This window comes from uncultured Stenotrophomonas sp., assembly GCF_913778665.1.
In the GTDB taxonomy this organism is placed as follows: domain Bacteria; phylum Pseudomonadota; class Gammaproteobacteria; order Xanthomonadales; family Xanthomonadaceae; genus Stenotrophomonas.
On the sequence record NZ_CAJYVQ010000008.1, the window covers coordinates 269626 to 287384 of the forward strand.

Sequence of the window (17759 nt, forward strand, 5' to 3'; positions counted from 1 at the left end):
GGGCGCCCCCATCGTTTCAGCGCACGCTGACCCCCGGCGTTCCCTCGCTCAACCGGCCGACCACGGCCGCCTGGCCGAACCCCGCCTCGCGGAAGCAGGCCAACACCGCGTCCACCGCCTCCGGCGTGCACGAGATCAGCAACCCACCGCTGGTCTGCGGGTCGGTCAGCAGTGGCTGCCAATGCGCAGCCAGGCCATCGGCGAAGCGCACGTCGACACCATACGATGCCCAGTTGCGGCTGGACGCGCCGGTCACGCAGCCGCGTTTCAGCAGCTCCAGTGTCTGTGGCAGCAGCGGCACCTGGGCACTGTCCACCTCGGCGGCAACGCCACTGGCGCGGCATACTTCCAGGAGGTGGCCGAGCAGGCCGAAGCCGGTGACGTCGGTCATCGCGTGCACGCCGTCCAGCGCAGCCACTGGCATGCCGACAGTGTTAAGTCGGGTGGTCGACTCGAGCATCTGCTGGTAACCGTCGGCATCCAGCACTTCCTTCTTCAGTGCCGACGAATACACGCCTACGCCCAATGGCTTGCCCAGCACCAGCACATCGCCGGCGCGCGCATCGGCGTTGCGCTTGAGGCGTTGCGGGTCGAGCATGCCGATTGCGGCCAGGCCGTAGATGGGTTCCACCGAATCGATGCTGTGGCCACCGGCCACCACGATGCCTGCGTCGGCGCAGGCGCGTTCGCCGCCCTGGAGGATGCCGCGGATGGTGTCCTGCGGCAGGGTGTTGATCGGCATGCCGACGATGGCCAGTGCGAACAATGGCCGTGCGCCCATCGCATACAGGTCGGATAGCGCGTTGGTAGCGGCGATGCGACCGAAGTCGAACGGGTCGTCGACGATGGGCATGAAGAAATCGGTGGTGGCGACGATTGCCTGGCGATCATTGAGGCGGTACACCGCGGCGTCATCGCTGGTCTCGCGGCCGACCAGCAGTTCAGCCGGCGCGGGAAGCGCTGGAACGCCACGCAGCAGTTCGGTCAGCACGCCCGGCGCGATCTTGCAGCCGCAGCCGCCGCCATGCGCGAGAGACGTCAGTCGTTGCGGAGCGTCGGCCGTCGAAGGGGCGGGGGACTGCGCGTGCGTGGCCATGCCGACATCTCCTGCGGAAACACGAATGGCGGAAGGCAGCAGGAGTCGAACCTACCAGGGAGCGATCGACGCCCCCTACTGGGTTTGAAGCCCAGCCGCATGCCCGGATGCGCATGCCTTCCGAAAGTACCGCGGTACCGGTCGACTCAGTCGCGGGCTGGGTTCCACAGCAGGTCGCCACGCGGCCGATGCTGGTCACCGACGCGTCGAGTGTAGCCAACGCGATTGAAGAACTCCAAGATCTGGATGCTGCGCTTGCGGCCCAGGCCGATGGCATCGCGGAAAGCGGCTGCATCCACCGTGCCGGTGGCCTGCGACAGCTGCGCGACGATCGCGGCGAGTTCCGAAATGCGCGTGGGTGCATAGAACAGGTCCGGCACCACCTGGAACAGTTCACCGCGTGCAGCGGCCCGGCGCATGACCCCGCGGACCTCATCCTCGGTCAGTCTCAGGTCGGTGGCCAGAGTGCGCACCCATGGCGGATCGAAACCGCCGGCATGCAGCTGCGGCAGCACGCGTTCGAGCAGCAGGCGCTCGCGTTGCGGTGGCGCGTGGTCATGGCCGGGCAGGCGCCACCAAGCGCCCACGCGCTGCACGCTGCCGTCGTCCAGAAGGTTCTGGAGAAGCGCGTTCCACAGGCCCGTTGCCATCGCGGGCAGGGTGCTGCGCTGCAGGCGCCCGCTGTCGACACCCGGTTCGTCCGGGCGTCGCCGATGCCAGCCGCGTAGCGAGGTGACTACCTGTTCGCGCAGCACCTGCCAGTGCGCGGCGAGGATGACCACCGTGTCGTCGCGGGTGACGATGCGCTGCGCGCCCGCAGGAAGATCGATCTGCTCGACCGCACGCCGGCAGTAGCGTTGCAGGGCGGCGACGGAGACACCGGTGGGCGCCTGCTGCAGCAGCGGGCCGATGCCGGCTCCGGCCGCCAGCCGCTCGAGTGCCCCCAGCCATGCCAGTCGTGCCGGGCTGCGCCGTCGCCGTTGTGGCGGATCCGGATCGAGCACGATGCCACCGCCCAGCGTACGCGTTGCCGCCGAATCGCGGGCGATGAAACGATCGCCGCACATCGCGCAGACCGGCGCATCGAATACCAGCTGCACCCGCTGCCCGTCACCGTGATCGTCATCTTCCAGCAGCACAACATGCGCCTGCCGGTGCATCGTGCCCCAGTGGATGTGCAGCGGCGCCCAATCGCGCAACGGCGCCGCCAGCGCGGAAAGCCGCAGGCGCACATCGACACGGGTGGTGGCCAGCAGCGCACGCGGGTCGGCGATCCAGTCGCCACGCTCGATCGCATCGCGAGCGATGGCGGCCAGGTTCAATGCGCAGCGCTGCCCGGCCGTCGCGGTTTCGCTGGCCTGGTTCTGCGCATGGATGCTGCGCACGCGGACCTCATTTCCGGCGGGCATCAGCTGCAGGTGCGCACCGACCCCGGCCACACCACCGTGCACCGCACCGGTCACCAGCGTGCCGTGGCCCGCCAGCGAGAATACGCGGTCCACCGGCATGCGGAACAGCTCGTCGCGCCGTTGCGTCGGGTGCGCGCTGGCCTGCTCGCCGGCCCACGCATAGAGATGATCACGCAACGCCGCGACGCCGTCATCGTCGGCATCCGTGCTGTTGCAGGCGAACACGGGCGCATCCTGCAGCGGCGTACCCGCCAGCAGTGCGGCGATCTCGATCTCGACCCGGGCGATGCGCTTGGCGTCCACACGGTCGATCTTGGTCAATGCCACTGCGCCGCGCTCCACACCCAGCAGCTGCAGGATTGCCAGATGTTCGCGGGTCTGCGGCATCACCCCGTCGTCGGCGGCGATCACCAGCAGGGCAACATCGATGCCCGTCGCACCGGCCACCATCGTATGCACGAAGCGCTCGTGGCCCGGCACGTCGACGAAGCCCAGGGTGGCGGTCGCATCGACCGGCACATAGGCGTAGCCCAGTTCGATGGAAATGCCGCGCGTACGCTCTTCTTGCAGGCGATCGGTTTCGATGCCGGTCAGTGCCCGCACCAGGCTGGTCTTGCCATGGTCGATATGCCCGGCGGTACCGACGATCATGCCTGCAGCGCGCTCCACTGCGCGAGGAAGCGCGCTTCGTCGTCGGGCTCCAGGCAGCGCAGGTCCAGCCACAGGGCATCATCGCCGATGCGGCCCAGCACCGGCTGCGGCAGCTGGCGCAGGCGCCTGGCGAACCGATCCAGTCCTCCGCGCCGGGTACAGGTGATGCGCAGTCCCGCGCTGGCCAGCTGCGCCTGCGGTTGCGCGCCGCTGCCGATCTGGCTGTGCATCGGTGCCAGTTCAATGCTGTAGTCGGCCGCCATCGCGGACCGCATCGGTGGCAGCAGGCGCCGCGCCTGCGCCTCGATATCCTGGCGCGTGCGCGACAGCAGGCGCAGGGTCGGGAGCCGTTGCGCCAGCAGTTCCGGTTCGCGGTACAGCGCCAGCACCGCTTCCAGCGCGACCAGTCCCATCTTGTCCATGCGCAGTGCGCGCTTGAGCGGGTTGCGGTTGATCCGCGCGATCAGGTCGGCGCGGCCGGCAAGGATGCCGGCCTGCGGCCCGCCCAGCAGCTTGTCGCCGCTGAACGAAACCAGATCGGCACCGGCGGCCAGTGTGTCCTGCACGGTCGGCTCATGCGGCAGGCCATAGGCGGCCAGGTCGCACAGGCTGCCGCTGCCCAGGTCGACTGCCAGCGGCAGTCCGTGCTGGTGCGCGATGGCGGCCATCGCCGCAGTGTCGACCTTGGCCGTGAAACCGGTGATCGCGTAGTTGCTGGCATGCACCTCCATCAGCAACGCGGTGCGTGTGCCGATGGCATGGGCGAAGTCGGCCGGGTGGGTGCGGTTGGTCGTGCCCACTTCCAGCAGGCGCGCGCCTGCGCTGCGCATCACATCGGGAATACGGAAGGCGCCGCCGATCTCCACCAGTTCGCCACGCGACACCACCACCTCGCGGCGGTTGGCCAGGCTGTTGAGCAGCAGCAACACCGCCGCAGCATTGTTGTTGACCACGGTCGCCGCTTCGGCGCCAGTCAGTTCGCAGACCAGCGCCTGCACCCGTGCATCGCGGTCGCCGCGGCGGCCACGGGTGATGTCGAATTCCAGGTCAACCGGCGCCGTCATTGCGCGGCTGACCGCGTGCACAGCGGCCTCGGGCAGCAAGGCACGGCCCAGGTTGGTGTGCAGCACGGTGCCGGTCAGGTTGAACATCGGCTGCAGGTCCTGGCGCGCATCGGCGGCCAGTGCCGCATCGATTGCCGCGAGCAGTGCCGGGCCTTCGATAGCGTGCTGCAGGTCTGCGGCCGAGAGCTGCCCGGCGCTGGTCCGTTCGCGCAGCACCTGCAGATGCGAACGCAGCAGGCGGGTGATGCGGATGCGGCCGTGGCCTTGGATCAGTGCCGACAGCGTCGGCGAGCGCAGCAACCGGTCCAGCGAGGGCAGGGCGGACGCCGAAGCCGGCGCAGGGGGTGTGCGTGGCATCGGTCAGTCGCCGTCGGATTGCCAGAGCAGGGGGTTCTGGCTGGCGCGCGCATAGCCTTCCTCGCCCAGCAGCAGGTCCAGCGCCAGCGTGCCGAGGTCGTCGGCCACCGGCTCGAGTGCCGGGTCCTTTTCCAGGTACAGGATCTTTCGGTAGCTGTGGCAGTGGTCGCAGGTCTCGGCGCGTACGGCGCTCTCGCGTACGACCTCAGCGGTATCGCCGTCCCTGTCGGCCAGGGCGCGGTAGGCGATGTCCTTGCCAGCTGCACCGCACTGGCTGCACTGCACGCGGACGTAGTGCCACTGGCAGGCGCACAGCGAGCAGGACAGGTAGCGGTAGGACGCGTACGGCGGACGGGCCTGTACCACGCTGGCCACCGGCAGTGTGCCGCACAACGGGCACAGGCCCGGTGCGTCGGCCAGCGGCTTCAGGTCGGTGGGACGGAAGCCGGCGGCCAGCACCACCCAGTACACCTGCAGCGCATTCATCACCAGCAGCGCAGCGACCGGATCCACCGAGGGCGCATCATCGCGGTCCAGCACGGCATGCGCCTGTGCATCCAGCCACGCGTCATCGGCGGCGGCGATCCGCTGCAGCTCCCGCCGCGTTTCCGCCGGCAGCCCGGCTTCGTCGGCGCAGTGCTGGCACAACGCGCGTAGCCAGTCGCGCCAGCGGCCATCGAGTTGCAGGGTGTTGGCCGGCCGCAACGGCATGCCGGCACCGGCCGCCGCACTCGACTGCTGCGCACGCGCCTGTGCCAGCAGGGCATCGCGTTGTTGAGGCGGCAGCCCGTCGAGCAGCGACTGCTGCGCATCGGCCAATGCCGCGAGCAGTTGCAGGTAGCCTCCGATGGCACTGTGCGCGGCCAGGCTGCGCAGGCGCGTGGCACGCTCAGCGAACAGGAACGACGTGTCAGGCAGGATGATGCGCGGAACATCGCGCGAGGCGAGTGTCTCGATCTCACCGGGTTCAAGGATGCGTTGCGCCATGCAGGGCCAGCCGGAAGAACCAGGCTCCATCCTCGCCGTTGTCGGTGCTGGCGTCCAGCGTATTCCAGGCAGCGCAGTCGAGCGAAGCAGTCGAGCATGGCTCGACTCTACAAAAACCGGTTTCGGTCGTTGCCGCGTTCAGTGTGTCGAGCAAGGTCGCCCCCCGCCTCCCCTCAGGCAGCCCGCCTTTGACGTTGACGTTGCTCCAGCGGGTGCAGGGCTGCAGGCCCTGCCGCTACCCCTGTTCCCGGCGCCCGCGCAGGATGTCGCGGAACCACTGCCGGTGGTGCTTGTACGCCCACCCATAGGTCACCTTGCCCTGGGTCATCGCCCGCACCGAGCCCTTGATCCAGATCGCCGCATAGATGTGCACCACGATCGCGCAGATCAGCACCCAGCCGAACAGCGCGTGCGCAAGCACCGAGAAGCGGATCACCCCGATCGGGAAGAAGTGGCTGAAGTACTGCCGCCAGATCACGAAGCCGGTCAGCAGCAGCGCCGACAGGCAGCCGATGATGGCCCAGAACAGCAGTTTCTGGCCGGCATTGAAACGGCCCACCGGTGGCAGCCGCTCGTCCTCGTTGCGCAGCACGTCACGCATGCCACGCATCCATGCGCGGTCATCGGCCGTCGGCAGATTGTCGCGCCACATGCGGAACGCCAGCAACGCAAAGCCCACTACCATCGCCAAGCCGACGAAAGGGTGCAGGATGCGCGTCCATGGCCCGCCACCGAACAGTTGGGTCAGCGGGAACAGGGCAGGGTGGAACAACGCCAGCCCGGACAAGGCCGCCAGCACGAAGCAGATCGCCACGATCCAGTGGTTGATGCGGGTCGGCGCACGGTAGCGGATGATCTGTCGCGGGTGCGGTGCGTACTTCATGGCCGCTGCTCCTCTTCGATCTTCTTCGCCTCGTGCTCGGCTTCCTCTTCCTCCTCGTCATTGACCGTATTGCGGCCGATGCCGATGTAATGCAGGAAGCCGGCGAAGGCGGTGGCGGCGATCGCCAGCACGCCCAGCGGCTTGGCCACGCCCTTCCAGACGTCCACCATCGGGCTGATCCGCGGGTCCTTGGGCAGGTCGGCGTACAGCTCGGGCTTGTCCACATGCTGCAGCACGTACATCACGTGGGTGCCACCCACGCCCTGAGGGTCGTATAGGCCGGCGTTCCCGTAGCCGCGTGATTTCAGGTCTTCCACGCGGTCGGCGGCATGTTCGGTCATCGCCTGCTTGCTACCGAAGGTGATCGCGCCGGTCGGGCAGGTCTTCACGCAGGCCGGCTCCTGGCCTACCGCCACCCGGTCCGAACACAGCGTGCACTTGTAGGCCTTGTGGTCCTTCTTGGAAATGCGCGGCACGTCGAACGGGCAGCCGGTGACGCAGTAGCCACAGCCGATGCAGTTCTCTTCCTGGAAGTCGACGATGCCGTTGGCGTACTGGATGATCGCGCCGGGCGACGGGCAGGCCTTCAGGCAGCCCGGGTCGCTGCAGTGCATGCAGCCTTCCTTGCGGATCAGCCACTCCAGCTTGCCCTTCTCGTCCTCGTACTCGCGGAACTTCATCACCGTCCACGACTGGTCGCTCAGGTCCGGTGGATTGTCATAGCTGCCGACGCAGCTGCCGACCTCGTCGCGCAGGTCGTTCCACTCCATGCACGCGACCTGGCAGGCCTTGCAGCCGATGCATTTGCTCACGTCGATGAGCTTGGCGACCTGTCCGGTGTGGGCGCTGCGCGCCTGTGGCGAGGGCGTGGTGGTGGCCGAGCGGCGGATGATGTCCAGCGATTGCAGTGACATGGTGTGTCTCCTACACCTTCTCGACCTTGACCAGGATGCACTTCGATTCGGGCGTCTGCGAGTTGCCGTCACCGATGGCGTTGGTCAGCGTATTGGCGATATAGCCGGGCTTGGCTGCACCGAGGAAGCCCCAGTGGATCGGAATGCCCACCTGGTGAACGGTCTTGCCATCGATCTGCAGGGCCTTGATGCGCTTGGTCACCATCGCAACGGCTTCAATATGACCGCGCTTGGAACTGACCCGCACGCGGCTGCCGTTGTTGATGCCCAGCTCGTCGGCCAGGGCAGCCCCGATTTCGACGAACTGTTCGGGCTGGATGATGGCGTTGAGCTTGCCGTGCTTGGTCCAGAAGTGGAAATGCTCGGTCAGGCGGTAGGTGGTGGCCACATGCGGGAACTCGTCCGGTGACCCGATCTGCGCACGGTCGCTGGCGAACACGCGGGCGGCTGGGTTGTTCAGCGTCTGGGACTGGCCGGGGCTGAGCGGATTGCTGCGCAGCGGGGTGTCGAACGGCTCGTAGTGCTCCGGGAACGGACCTTCGGCCATGCCGGCCTTGGCGAAGAAGCGGGCGATGCCTTCCGGGTTCATGATGAACGGCCCCATGCCGCCGGCCGGGTCTTCGTCGGCCTTGAAGTCCGGCACGTCCACACTGCCCCAGTTCTTGCCGTTCCAGGCCAGCAACGTGCGCCGGGGATCGAACGGTTGCCCAGCCACGTCGCACGAGGCGCGGTTGTACATCACGCGGCGGTTGGCTGGCCACGCCCAGGCCCAGCCCAGCGTATTGCCGATGCCGGTCGGGTCGCTGTTGTCACGCCGCGCCATCATGTTGCCGGTAGGGCCCCAGGCGCCGATGTAGATCCAGCAGCCGGAGGAGGTGCTGCCGTCGTCGCGCAGGTCGCCGAACGCGGCCAGCTGCTCGCCGGCCTTGCGCACCAGCCTGGTCGGGTCCTTCGGATCGAACACATCCACCAGCGCCTTGCCGTTGTATTCCATCGCCAGTTCTTCCGGCGTTGGTGCCTCGGGGTTGGAATACTTCCAGGCCAGGTCGCGCACCGGGTCCCACCACGCACCGCCGTCCTTCTGGTACATCGCTTTGATGCGGTGGAACAGCTCGGACATGATCTCAATGTCGCTGCGCGCTTCGCCCGGCGGATTGGCACCCTTCCAGTGCCACTGCAGCCAGCGCGAGGAATTCACCACCGCGCCGTTCTCCTCGGCGAAGGAAGTGGTCGGCAGACGGAACACCTCGGTCTGGATCGCGCTGGGATCGACATCATTCAACGCACCGTGGTTCTGCCAGAACGCGATGGTCTCGGTTTCCAGCGGGTCCATGCTGACCATGAACTTCAGCTTGGAGAACGCGCTGATCAGCTTGCCCTTGTTCGGTGCCGAGGCCAGTGGGTTGAAGCCCTGGCAGATGTAGCCGTGGATCTTGCCTTCGTTCATCAGCTCGTACGCCTGCAGCATGTCGTACGGCTTGTCGAGCTTGGGCAGGTAATCGAAACACCAGTTGTTGTCGGCAGTGGCGGCGTCGCCCCACCACGATTTCATCAGGCTGACGTGGAACTTCGGGTAGTTCTGCCAGAACGACATCTGGTTGGCGCGCAGCGGCTTCTGCGTGCGCTTGGCGATGTAGGCGTCGTAGTCCTGCTCGTCCTGTTTCGGCAGCGTGAGGTAGCCGGGCAGCAGGTCGGACATCAGGCCGATGTCGGTCAGGCCCTGGATGTTGGAATGCCCGCGCAGTGCGTTCATGCCGCCACCGGCCACGCCGATGTTGCCCAGCAGCAGCTGCACCATGGTGCCGGCACGCACGTTCTGCGCGCCGATCGAGTGCTGCGTCCAGCCCAGCGCGTACAGGATGGTCATCGCCTTGTCCTTGCTGGCAGTGGACGCGATCATGTCCCAGATCTGGCGGATGCTGTCGGCCGGCGTGCCGCAGATGCGTTCGACCATCTCCACGCTGTAGCGCGCGTAGTGCTGCTTGAGCAGGGTGTAGACGCAGCGCGGGTCCTTCAACGTCGGGTCGCTGCGCACGAAACCATCATCGCCGTACACGTAGTCCCAGCTGGAACGGTCGTAGCTGCGCTTCTCGGCGTTGTAGCCCGAATACAGACCGTCCTTGAAGGCAAACTCGTCCTTCACCAGGAACGACATGTCGGTGTAGTTCAGCACGTACTCGTGCTGGATGCGGTCCTCGGTCAACAGGTAGTTGATCAGGCCGCCCAGGAACACGATGTCGGTACCGGTGCGGATCGGCGCGTACACGTCGGCCACTGCGGCCGAGCGGTTGAAGCGCGGGTCGACCACGATCAGGAGCGCCTTGTTGTGGGCCTTGGCCTCGGTCACCCATTTGAATCCGCACGGGTGCGCCTCGGCGGCATTGCCACCCATGATCAGGATCAGGTCGGCATTCTTGATGTCGACCCAGTGATTCGTCATCGCACCACGGCCTAGCGTCGGGGCAAGACCTGCCACCGTCGGGCCGTGTCAGACACGTGCCTGGTTGTCGAATGCCAGCATGCCCAGGGAGCGCACGACCTTGTGGGTCAGCACCGCGGTTTCATTGCTGGTGGCCGAGGCGGCCAGCATGCCGGTGGTCAGCCAGCGGTTGACCGTCTGCCCGGCCTCGTTCTTCTGCACGAAGTTGGCATCGCGGTCTTCCTTCATCAGCCGCGCGATGCGGTCCAGCGCATCGTCCCAGCTCAGCCGCGTCCACTCGTTCGAGCCCGGTGCGCGGTACTCGGGGTAGAGCAGGCGCGACTTGCTGTGGATGATGTCGGCCAGGCCGGCACCCTTCGGGCACAGCGTGCCGCGGTTCACCGGATGGTCCGGGTCGCCTTCGATATGGAAGATGCTCGGCTCGGCGTTCTTGGCGCCATCGCCGAGGCTGTACATCAGGATGCCGCAGGCCACCGAGCAGTACGTGCAGGTGTTGCGGGTCTCGGTCGCACGGGTCAGCTTGTACTGCCGGACTTCCGCGAGCGCGATGCCGGGCGCGAAGCCCATCAAAGCCAGGCTGGAGCCCACCAGGGTTGTCCCGGTGACCTTCAGGAACTGGCGGCGACTCATCGAGGGCATGCCGTTCTCCTTGGATGGCGGGGCGGCACGCAGACCACCCGGCTGTCGGTAGGTACCGCCCGGTTATAGCACAGGCCCCCGGATGGCCATGTGGCACAAGGGCCGGGCCGGCCGGGCGGGCGCGCAAAGGGGCCGCTCTGGTAAAGTTGCGTGCCCGCACCCCGGGGAAGCGTCTGCCGGGCCTGGTTCCAGGATGTTCCGCGCAGCCCCCGCCGTCCTTGCGCGATCCTCCGCGCCGGATCTGGAACATCGAGGAAAAATTTTGCGAAATCAACCCGTTGGATTCCCCGCATGAGCGTTCCGTTGAAGCCGTCGAAGCCGTCGGACGCCGTTGCACGCGGCACGCTGTATATCGTTGCCGCCCCTTCAGGCGCCGGCAAGAGCAGCATCGTCAACGCCACCTTGGCGCGCGACCCGCAGATCGCCCTGTCAATTTCCTTTACCTCGCGCGCGATGCGCCCGGGCGAAGTGAACGGCCAGCACTACCATTTCGTCTCAGCGGAGAAGTTCGAGGAAATGATCGCCGCTGGCGACTTCTTCGAGCATGCCTGGGTGCACGGCGACTGGAAGGGCACTGCCCGGCAGTCGGTGGAGCCGCAACTGGCCGCCGGCCAGGACGTGCTGCTGGAAATCGACTGGCAGGGCGCGCAGCAGGTGCGCCAGCTGGTGCCGGGTACGGTCACCGTGTTCATCCTGCCGCCGTCCAAGCAGGCCCTGCAGGATCGCATGCGCAAGCGCGGGCAGGACAGCGAGGCGGTCATCGCCCAGCGCCTGGGCGCGGCCCGGGATGAAATGCTCCACTTCAACGAGTTCGACTACGTCATCGTCAACGAGGTGTTCGACACCGCCGTGGACGAGCTGTGCGCCATCTTCACCGCCAGCCGCCTGCGCCGGGAGGCCCAGAAGGTCCGCCACGCCGGCCTGATCCAAGCCCTGCTGACCCCCGATCCGGGCGCAACTGACTGATTCCAAAAGAATCGAGTGGGGGTTGGCTTGATTTTGTCCAGCCCCTGCAAGTACACTCCGTCCCCTTTCCCTCATTCGACTGAGCGGCCGACCGGTCGCCGGGAGCCCGTATGGCCCGCATTACCGTAGAAGATTGCCTGGAAGTCGTTAACAACCGTTTCGAACTGGTCATGATGGCTTCCAAGCGTGCCCGCCAGCTCGCCAACGGCGTGCAGGCAACGCTGGACAACAGCGAGACCGAGGACAAGCCGACCGTGCTGGCGCTGCGCGAAATCGCCGCCCGCAAGATCGACAACGCGCTGATCGACGAAGTCGAGAAGGCCGAGCGTGAGCGCGCCGAACGCGAAGCGCTGGAGTGGGCCGCCGCCGAAGTGGTCGCCGACGAGGACATGTCCAAGAACGACGATTGATTGCATCGATCAACGTCATTGCTGGATCGCCGAACAGCCCGCCCCGTGCGGGCTGTTTCGCATTCAGGATTTGCCGTAAACGTCGCGCTGGAATAGGCTTCGGGCATGAACCCAGGCCCCACTGCCAAGGTCGCCGCAGCCCCCGCTGCCGCCGTACCCGACTACGTCCTCCAGCTTGAACGCGCCGCCCACTACCTGCCGCCGGAACAGCTGCCCCTGCTGCGCCGCGCTTGGGAAGTAGGAGCCGCCGCGCACGCCGGGCAGACGCGCAAGTCGGGCGAGCCCTATATCACCCATCCGGTGGCCGTGGCGCAGGTACTGGCCGAGCTGGGCCTGGACGTGGAGGCGCTGATCGCTGCGATCCTGCACGACACCATCGAAGACACCCCGCTGACCCGCGAGGCGCTGGCTGCCGAGTTCGGCGAAGCCGTTGCCGAGCTGGTCGACGGCGTCACCAAGCTGGACAAGCTGAAGTTCCGCGACCGCCAGGAAGCGGCCGCCGAGAGCTTCCGCAAGATGCTGCTGGCGATGTCGCGCGATCTGCGCGTGATCATGATCAAGCTGGCCGACCGCCTGCACAACATGCGCACGCTGGGCGCGCAGAGCCGCGAAGCGCGCGGCCGCATCGCCCGCGAGACGCTGGAGATCTACGCCCCCATCGCCCAGCGCCTGGGCATGAGCCTGGTCAAGAGCGAGCTGCAGAACCTGGGCTTCAAGGCGCTGTACCCGTGGCGCCACGCGATCATCGAAAAACACATCCGCAGCCAGCCGGTGGTGCGCCGCGAGGCGATGGCGCAGGTGGAAGTGCAGCTGTCGCAGCGGCTGGCCAAGGAGGGCATCGAGCACCGCCTGGTCAGCCGCATCAAGACGCCGTGGAGCATCTACAACAAGATGCGCGACGAGAACAAATCCTTCGACCAAGTGATGGACGTGTTCGGCTTCCGCCTGGTCGTACGCAGCGTGCCCAGCTGCTACCACGCGCTGGGTTCGGTGCATGCCACCTTCAAGCCGCTCGATGGCCGTTTCCGCGACTTCATCGCCATTCCCAAGGCCAACGGTTACCAGTCGCTGCACACCGTGCTGTTCGGGCCGTACGGCTCGCCGATCGAAGTGCAGATCCGTACCGAGGAGATGGACCTGATCGCCGAGCGTGGCGTGGCCGCGCACTGGACCTACAAGTTCGGTGGCGATACTCCCAACAGTGCGCAGAGCCGCGCCCACGCCTGGATCGTCGAACTGATCGATTCGCAGCGCGCCGCCGGTTCCTCGCTTGAGTTCCTCGACAACGTCAAGGTCGACCTGTTCCCGGACGAGGTCTACCTGTTCACGCCGAAGGGCAAGATCCTGGCTCTGCCGCGCAACTCCACCGCGCTCGATTTCGCCTACGCTGTGCATACCGACGTCGGCAACATGGCGGTGGCCTCGCGCGTGGACAAGAAACTGGTGCCGCTGCGCACCAAGCTGGTCTCGGGGCAGTCGGTGGAAATCATCACCGCGCGCTCGGCCACGCCGAAGCCGCAGTGGCTGGAGTTCGTGGTTACCAGCAAGGCGCGTACCGCCATCCGCCACCAGCTCAAGCAGCTGGAGCACGAAGATGCCGTGCAACTGGGCCATCGCATGCTCGATCGTGCGCTCGAAGCGATGGATTCTTCGCTGGAGCGCCTGCCGAAGGGGCGCTTGGATGCGTTCCTGGCCGAACACCGCTTCCCGCGCCTGGAAGCCCTGCTGGCCGAGGTCGCGCTGGGCAACTGGATGCCGACCCAGGCCGCGCAGGCGCTGATGGCCTATGCCGAACTGCGCGGTGGCCCGCATTCGCGCCACCATTCGCAGGAAAAGATCCTGATCAACGGCAGCGAGCGCGGCGTCGTCACCTTCGCCGGCTGCTGCCAGCCAATTCCCGGCGACGAGATCATGGGTTACCACACCGCCGGCAAGGGCATCGTGGTGCACCGCATGGATTGCCCGAACCTGGCCGAGCTGCGCAAGTCGCCTGAGCGCTGGGTGCCGATCGGGTGGGACACCACCGTCTCCGGCGACTACGACACCTCGCTCGTGGTGGAAGTGGAGAACGGCACCGGCGTGCTGGCGCAGCTGGCCGCGGCGATCGCGCAGAGTCACTCCAACATCGAGCGCGTGGATTACCTGGACCGCGACTTCAACGCCGCCGTGCTGGCATTCAACATCCAGGTGCGCGACCGCAACCACCTGGCCGAAGTGATGCGCCGCCTGCGCCGCCTGTCGGTGGTGCAGTCGGTGCGCCGGCAGTGACCCGACCCCGGTAGCGCCGGCCGCTGGCCGGCAATCGTGGTGAGGCACGCCCTGCGTGGATGATGTTCCGCGAACGTGGCGCATGGAGCCAGAGCCGTTTCCCGCCGGGGAACGGATCCGACCCCAACCCCATCACTTCACCTGTTCGCGCCAGTAGGCATGCAGCGCCGCGATATCCCCGGCGGTCAGCAGCGGCATCGCCGTCTGGATGTGCGCCAGCGGCCACTCCCACCATGCCATTTCCAGCAGCCGCGCGATGTCCTCCGCTGCGAACCGGCTGCGCAGCACCTTGGCCGGGTTGCCGCCCACGATCGCGTAAGGCGCCACGTCGCGGGTCACCAGCGCCCGGCTGCCGACCACGGCACCATCGCCAATGCGCACTCCCGGCAGGATCATCGCCTCGGCGCCGATCCACACGTCATTGCCGATGACCGTGTCACCGGCCGGGTTGAAGGCGTCATTGGCCGCAGCAAAGGCCGGCTCTTCCTGCATGTAGAAGAATGGGAATGTCGATGCCCAATCGTGCCGGTGGCCCTGATTGCCGGCCATGATGAAACTGGCGCCGCTGCCGATCGAGCAGAAGCTGCCGATGATCAGCTTGTCCACGTCATCGCGGTCAGGCAGCAGGTAGCGCGCACAATCGTCGAAGCCGTGCCTGTGGTAGTAGCCGGAGTAGTAGCTGTAGCGGCCGACCAGGATGTTGGGGTTGGTGACCATTTCGGTCAGCAGTTTGCCCTTGAAGGGCGAGTCGAACACGTTTGCCATGGTGTGGCCCTGCCGGAATCTGCAGTCAGTCTACGCAAGCCCACTCCGGGGCATGCGTGGATGACTGTTGTAGAGCCGAGCCCATGCTTGGCTGCTTTGGCTTGCAGCAGCCAAGCATGGGTTCGGCTCTACACGTGGGGCACCAGACCGGTCCAGTAGATCCACGCCACGCGCGGATGAAGCTCTCGTAGCACCGGGCCATGCCCGGCGAGCGCACAGCGCGGCATGAATGAAGGCATGGGGTTGGATCCCTCGCCGACGGAGGCGGCTCCGACCCCAGCCGACATCGCGCCTACCCGGTACAATCACCGCTCTGTTTTCCCCCCAACCCACCGGAGCGACCATGTCCCGCCAGATCATCAACACCGAAAAGGCTCCCGCCGCCATCGGCCCGTACTCGCAGGCCGTGCGCGCTGGCAACACCGTGTACTTCTCCGGCCAGATCCCGCTCGACCCCGCTACTGGCGACATCGTCGGCGCCGGCGACGTTGAAGCGCAGGCCCGCCGTGCCTTCGACAACCTCAAGGCCGTGGCCGAAGCCGCCGGCGGCTCGCTGGACAAGGTCGTGCGTCTGGGCCTGTACCTCACCGATCTGGGCGAGTTCGCCAAGGTCAACGCGGTCATGCAGGACTACTTCCAGGCCCCGTACCCGGCCCGTTCGACCATCGAAGTGTCCGGCCTGCCGAAGGGTGCCAACTTCGAGGTCGACGCGGTGATGGTCATCGACTGACCGCCACGTGGCACGCAAGGCGGCGGTCACTCCGGTCCTGTCACCGTCCGGCGAAGCATCCCTGGCGATGCTGGCGGGCGTGGGACCGGCCGTGGCCGCCAAACTGCAGGCGCGTGGCCTGGCCACCCTGCAGGACCTGTGGCTGCACCTGCCGTTGCGCTATGAAGACCGCACCCGGCTGACCCGCATCGAAGAGCTGCGCAACGGCGTGCCGGCGCAAGTGGAAGTACGGGTGGTTGCGGTCGAGCGCGGCATGCGCCACCGGCCCATGCTGAAGGTGGCGGTGGAAGACGAAGGGCAGGGCACCCTGGTGCTGCGCTTCTTCCACTTCCGCCAGCAGCAGGTCGGTCAGTTTGCAGTCGGCAACCGGCTTCGCTGCTTCGGCACGCCCAAGCCCGGCCACCTGGGCCTGGAAATCGTCCACCCCAGCTACCAGGTGCTGGGCCGCAACGACGATCCCGGACTCGGCGACCGCCTCGACCCGGTGTATCCCACCGTCGAAGGCGTGGGCCCGATGACGATGCGCAAGCTGATCGGCCAGGCACTGGACCGCCTGCCTGAGGAAAGCGCGCTGGAACTGCTGCCCAATGGTTGGCTCGATGGCCTCGGCCTGCCGTCGCTGCGCAGCGCACTGCTGACCGTGCACCGGCCACCGCCGGATGCCGATCTGGCCGCGCTGGCCGCAGGCACGCACCCGGCGCAGCGTCGCCTGGCGATGGAAGAACTGCTGGCCCACCACCTCAGTCTGCGCCGCCAGCGCATCGCATTGCAGGCGCACCATGCGCCGCCGCTGGCTGGCCCGGGCACGCTGGCCAAGGCGCTGCTGAAGCAGCTGCCGTTTGCCCTGACCGGTGCGCAGGCGCGCGTGTTCAAGCAGATCCGTGAAGACCTCGCCCGCCCCAGCCCGATGCTGCGGTTGGTGCAGGGCGATGTCGGTTCGGGCAAGACCGTGGTGGCCGCGCTGGCCGCCATGCTGGCGGTGGAGCAGGGCAAGCAGGTCGCCCTGGCCGCGCCCACCGAACTGCTGGCCGAGCAGCACCTCAACAATCTGCGTGGCTGGCTGGAACCGTTGGGCGTGCGCGTGAGCTGGCTGGCCGGCAAGGTCACCGGCAAGGCGCGCGCCAAAGTGATCGAGCAGGTGGCCAACGGCGAAGCCCAGGTCGTGGTCGGCACCCATGCGCTGATGCAGGACGCGGTGGTGTTCCAGGACCTGGCCCTGGCCATCGTCGATGAGCAGCACCGCTTCGGCGTGCACCAGCGGCTGGCCCTGCGTGACAAGGGCGCGGGCGCGCACAGCGTGCCGCACCAGCTGGTGATGACCGCCACGCCCATTCCGCGCACGCTGGCGATGTCCGAATACGCCGACCTGGATGTCTCGGCCATCGACGAACTGCCGCCCGGCCGCACCCCGGTGCAGACTGTGGCGCTGAACAACGACCGCCGTCCCGAACTGATCGAACGCATCGCCCTGGCCTGCCAGGAAGGGCGGCAGGTGTACTGGGTCTGCACGCTCATCGAGGAAAGCGAAGAGCTGGACGCCACCCCGGCGCAGGCCACCTACGAATCGCTGCAGGCGCTGCTGCCCGGCGTGCGCGTAGGTCTGGTGCATGGCCGCCTGAAGGCGGCGGAAAAGCTGGCGACGATGGTCGCGTTCAAGGCCGGCGAGATCGATCTGCTGGTGGCCACCACGGTCATCGAAGTGGGCGTGGACGTGCCCAATGCCTCGTTGATGGTGATCGAGAACGCCGAGCGCCTGGGGCTGGCGCAGTTGCACCAGCTGCGGGGGCGGGTAGGGCGCGGCTCGGCCGTGTCGCGCTGCGTGCTGCTGTACCAGGCACCGCTTTCGCAGATGGCGCGCGAGCGCCTGCAGACCATGCGCGAAACCAACGATGGCTTCGTCATCGCCGAGAAAGACCTGGAGCTGCGCGGACCCGGCGAGCTGCTGGGCACGCGGCAGACCGGCCTGGCCGGCTTCCGCATCGCCGACCTGGCCCGCGACGCCGGCCTGCTGCCCGGCGTGCACGAGCTGGCCGAGCGCCTGCTGGCCCAGCAACCGGCGCTGGCCGACCGCGTGGTGCAGCGCTGGATCGGCACCGCCGTGCGTTACGCCTCGGCGTAACTGCCATTTCCGGAATGCTCACCCACGCATCGCGTGGATCTACATCGCGCTGCGCGCGTGA

Annotated in this window: 13 protein-coding genes and 1 tRNA gene; 5 read left to right on the plus strand and 9 right to left on the minus strand. The window is 67.1% G+C overall.

All coding sequences use genetic code 11. The annotated features are described in order from the left end of the window. Positions 1–16: 16 nt before the first annotated feature. The 8 genes from selD to fdnG form a co-directional block, all read right to left on the minus strand. Entirely contained in the window at positions 17–1096 is a 1080-nt protein-coding gene (gene selD / locus QZ853_RS09985; protein WP_295572547.1) for a selenide, water dikinase SelD, read from the minus strand. Between the two features lie 26 nt (positions 1097–1122). Further along, positions 1123–1218 (minus strand) — tRNA-Sec (locus tag QZ853_RS09990). A gap of 24 nt (positions 1219–1242) precedes the next feature. Further along, the gene (gene selB / locus QZ853_RS09995; protein ID WP_295572549.1) at positions 1243–3156 is read right to left on the minus strand and encodes a selenocysteine-specific translation elongation factor; all 1914 of its coding nucleotides are present in this window, start codon (positions 3154–3156) and stop codon (positions 1243–1245) included. After that, on the minus strand, positions 3153–4577 hold the full coding sequence (gene selA / locus QZ853_RS10000) for an L-seryl-tRNA(Sec) selenium transferase (RefSeq protein WP_295572553.1): 1425 nt from the start codon (positions 4575–4577) through the stop codon (positions 3153–3155). The genes selB and selA overlap by 4 nt, the downstream gene beginning before the upstream one ends. A gap of 3 nt (positions 4578–4580) precedes the next feature. Further along, positions 4581–5564: a formate dehydrogenase accessory protein FdhE gene (gene fdhE / locus QZ853_RS10005; protein ID WP_295572556.1), complete on the minus strand. Its 984-nt coding sequence runs from the start codon at positions 5562–5564 to the stop codon at positions 4581–4583. 235 nt (positions 5565–5799) lie between these two features. Then, positions 5800–6447 (minus strand): formate dehydrogenase subunit gamma, encoded by a 648-nt coding sequence (locus tag QZ853_RS10010; RefSeq protein ID WP_295572559.1) that lies wholly within the window; start codon positions 6445–6447, stop codon positions 5800–5802. Continuing rightward, complete coding sequence (gene fdxH, locus QZ853_RS10015; RefSeq protein WP_295572561.1) at positions 6444–7361, minus strand: formate dehydrogenase subunit beta; 918 nt, start codon at positions 7359–7361, stop codon at positions 6444–6446. The genes QZ853_RS10010 and fdxH overlap by 4 nt, the downstream gene beginning before the upstream one ends. 10 nt (positions 7362–7371) lie before the next feature. Further along, positions 7372–10440: a formate dehydrogenase-N subunit alpha gene (fdnG, locus tag QZ853_RS10020; protein WP_295572566.1), complete on the minus strand. Its 3069-nt coding sequence runs from the start codon at positions 10438–10440 to the stop codon at positions 7372–7374. 291 nt (positions 10441–10731) lie between these two features. Between fdnG and gmk the strand changes: the two genes are divergently transcribed. From gmk to QZ853_RS10035, 3 genes are all read left to right on the plus strand, one after another. Further along, positions 10732–11406 (plus strand): guanylate kinase, encoded by a 675-nt coding sequence (gene gmk / locus QZ853_RS10025; protein ID WP_295572569.1) that lies wholly within the window; start codon positions 10732–10734, stop codon positions 11404–11406. A gap of 110 nt (positions 11407–11516) precedes the next feature. Then, positions 11517–11816 carry a DNA-directed RNA polymerase subunit omega gene (rpoZ, locus tag QZ853_RS10030; protein WP_005410877.1) on the plus strand — a complete coding sequence of 100 codons (300 nt, stop codon included), beginning with the start codon at positions 11517–11519 and terminating at the stop codon, positions 11814–11816. A gap of 105 nt (positions 11817–11921) precedes the next feature. Further along, the gene (locus QZ853_RS10035) at positions 11922–14084 is read left to right on the plus strand and encodes a bifunctional (p)ppGpp synthetase/guanosine-3',5'-bis(diphosphate) 3'-pyrophosphohydrolase (protein ID WP_295572571.1); all 2163 of its coding nucleotides are present in this window, start codon (positions 11922–11924) and stop codon (positions 14082–14084) included. A 132-nt stretch (positions 14085–14216) separates the two neighbouring features. Here QZ853_RS10035 and catB read toward each other — a convergent pair whose 3' ends face one another. Further along, a complete protein-coding gene (gene catB / locus QZ853_RS10040; protein WP_295572574.1) occupies positions 14217–14849 on the minus strand; it encodes a type B chloramphenicol O-acetyltransferase in 633 nt (210 codons plus the stop codon). Positions 14850–15192: 343 nt separating this feature from the next. Between catB and QZ853_RS10045 the strand changes: the two genes are divergently transcribed. Continuing rightward, a complete protein-coding gene (locus QZ853_RS10045) occupies positions 15193–15579 on the plus strand; it encodes a RidA family protein (RefSeq protein ID WP_005410875.1) in 387 nt (128 codons plus the stop codon). Positions 15580–15586: 7 nt separating this feature from the next. Further along, positions 15587–17698 (plus strand): ATP-dependent DNA helicase RecG, encoded by a 2112-nt coding sequence (recG, locus tag QZ853_RS10050; RefSeq protein ID WP_295572578.1) that lies wholly within the window; start codon positions 15587–15589, stop codon positions 17696–17698. Positions 17699–17759 lie beyond the last annotated feature (61 nt).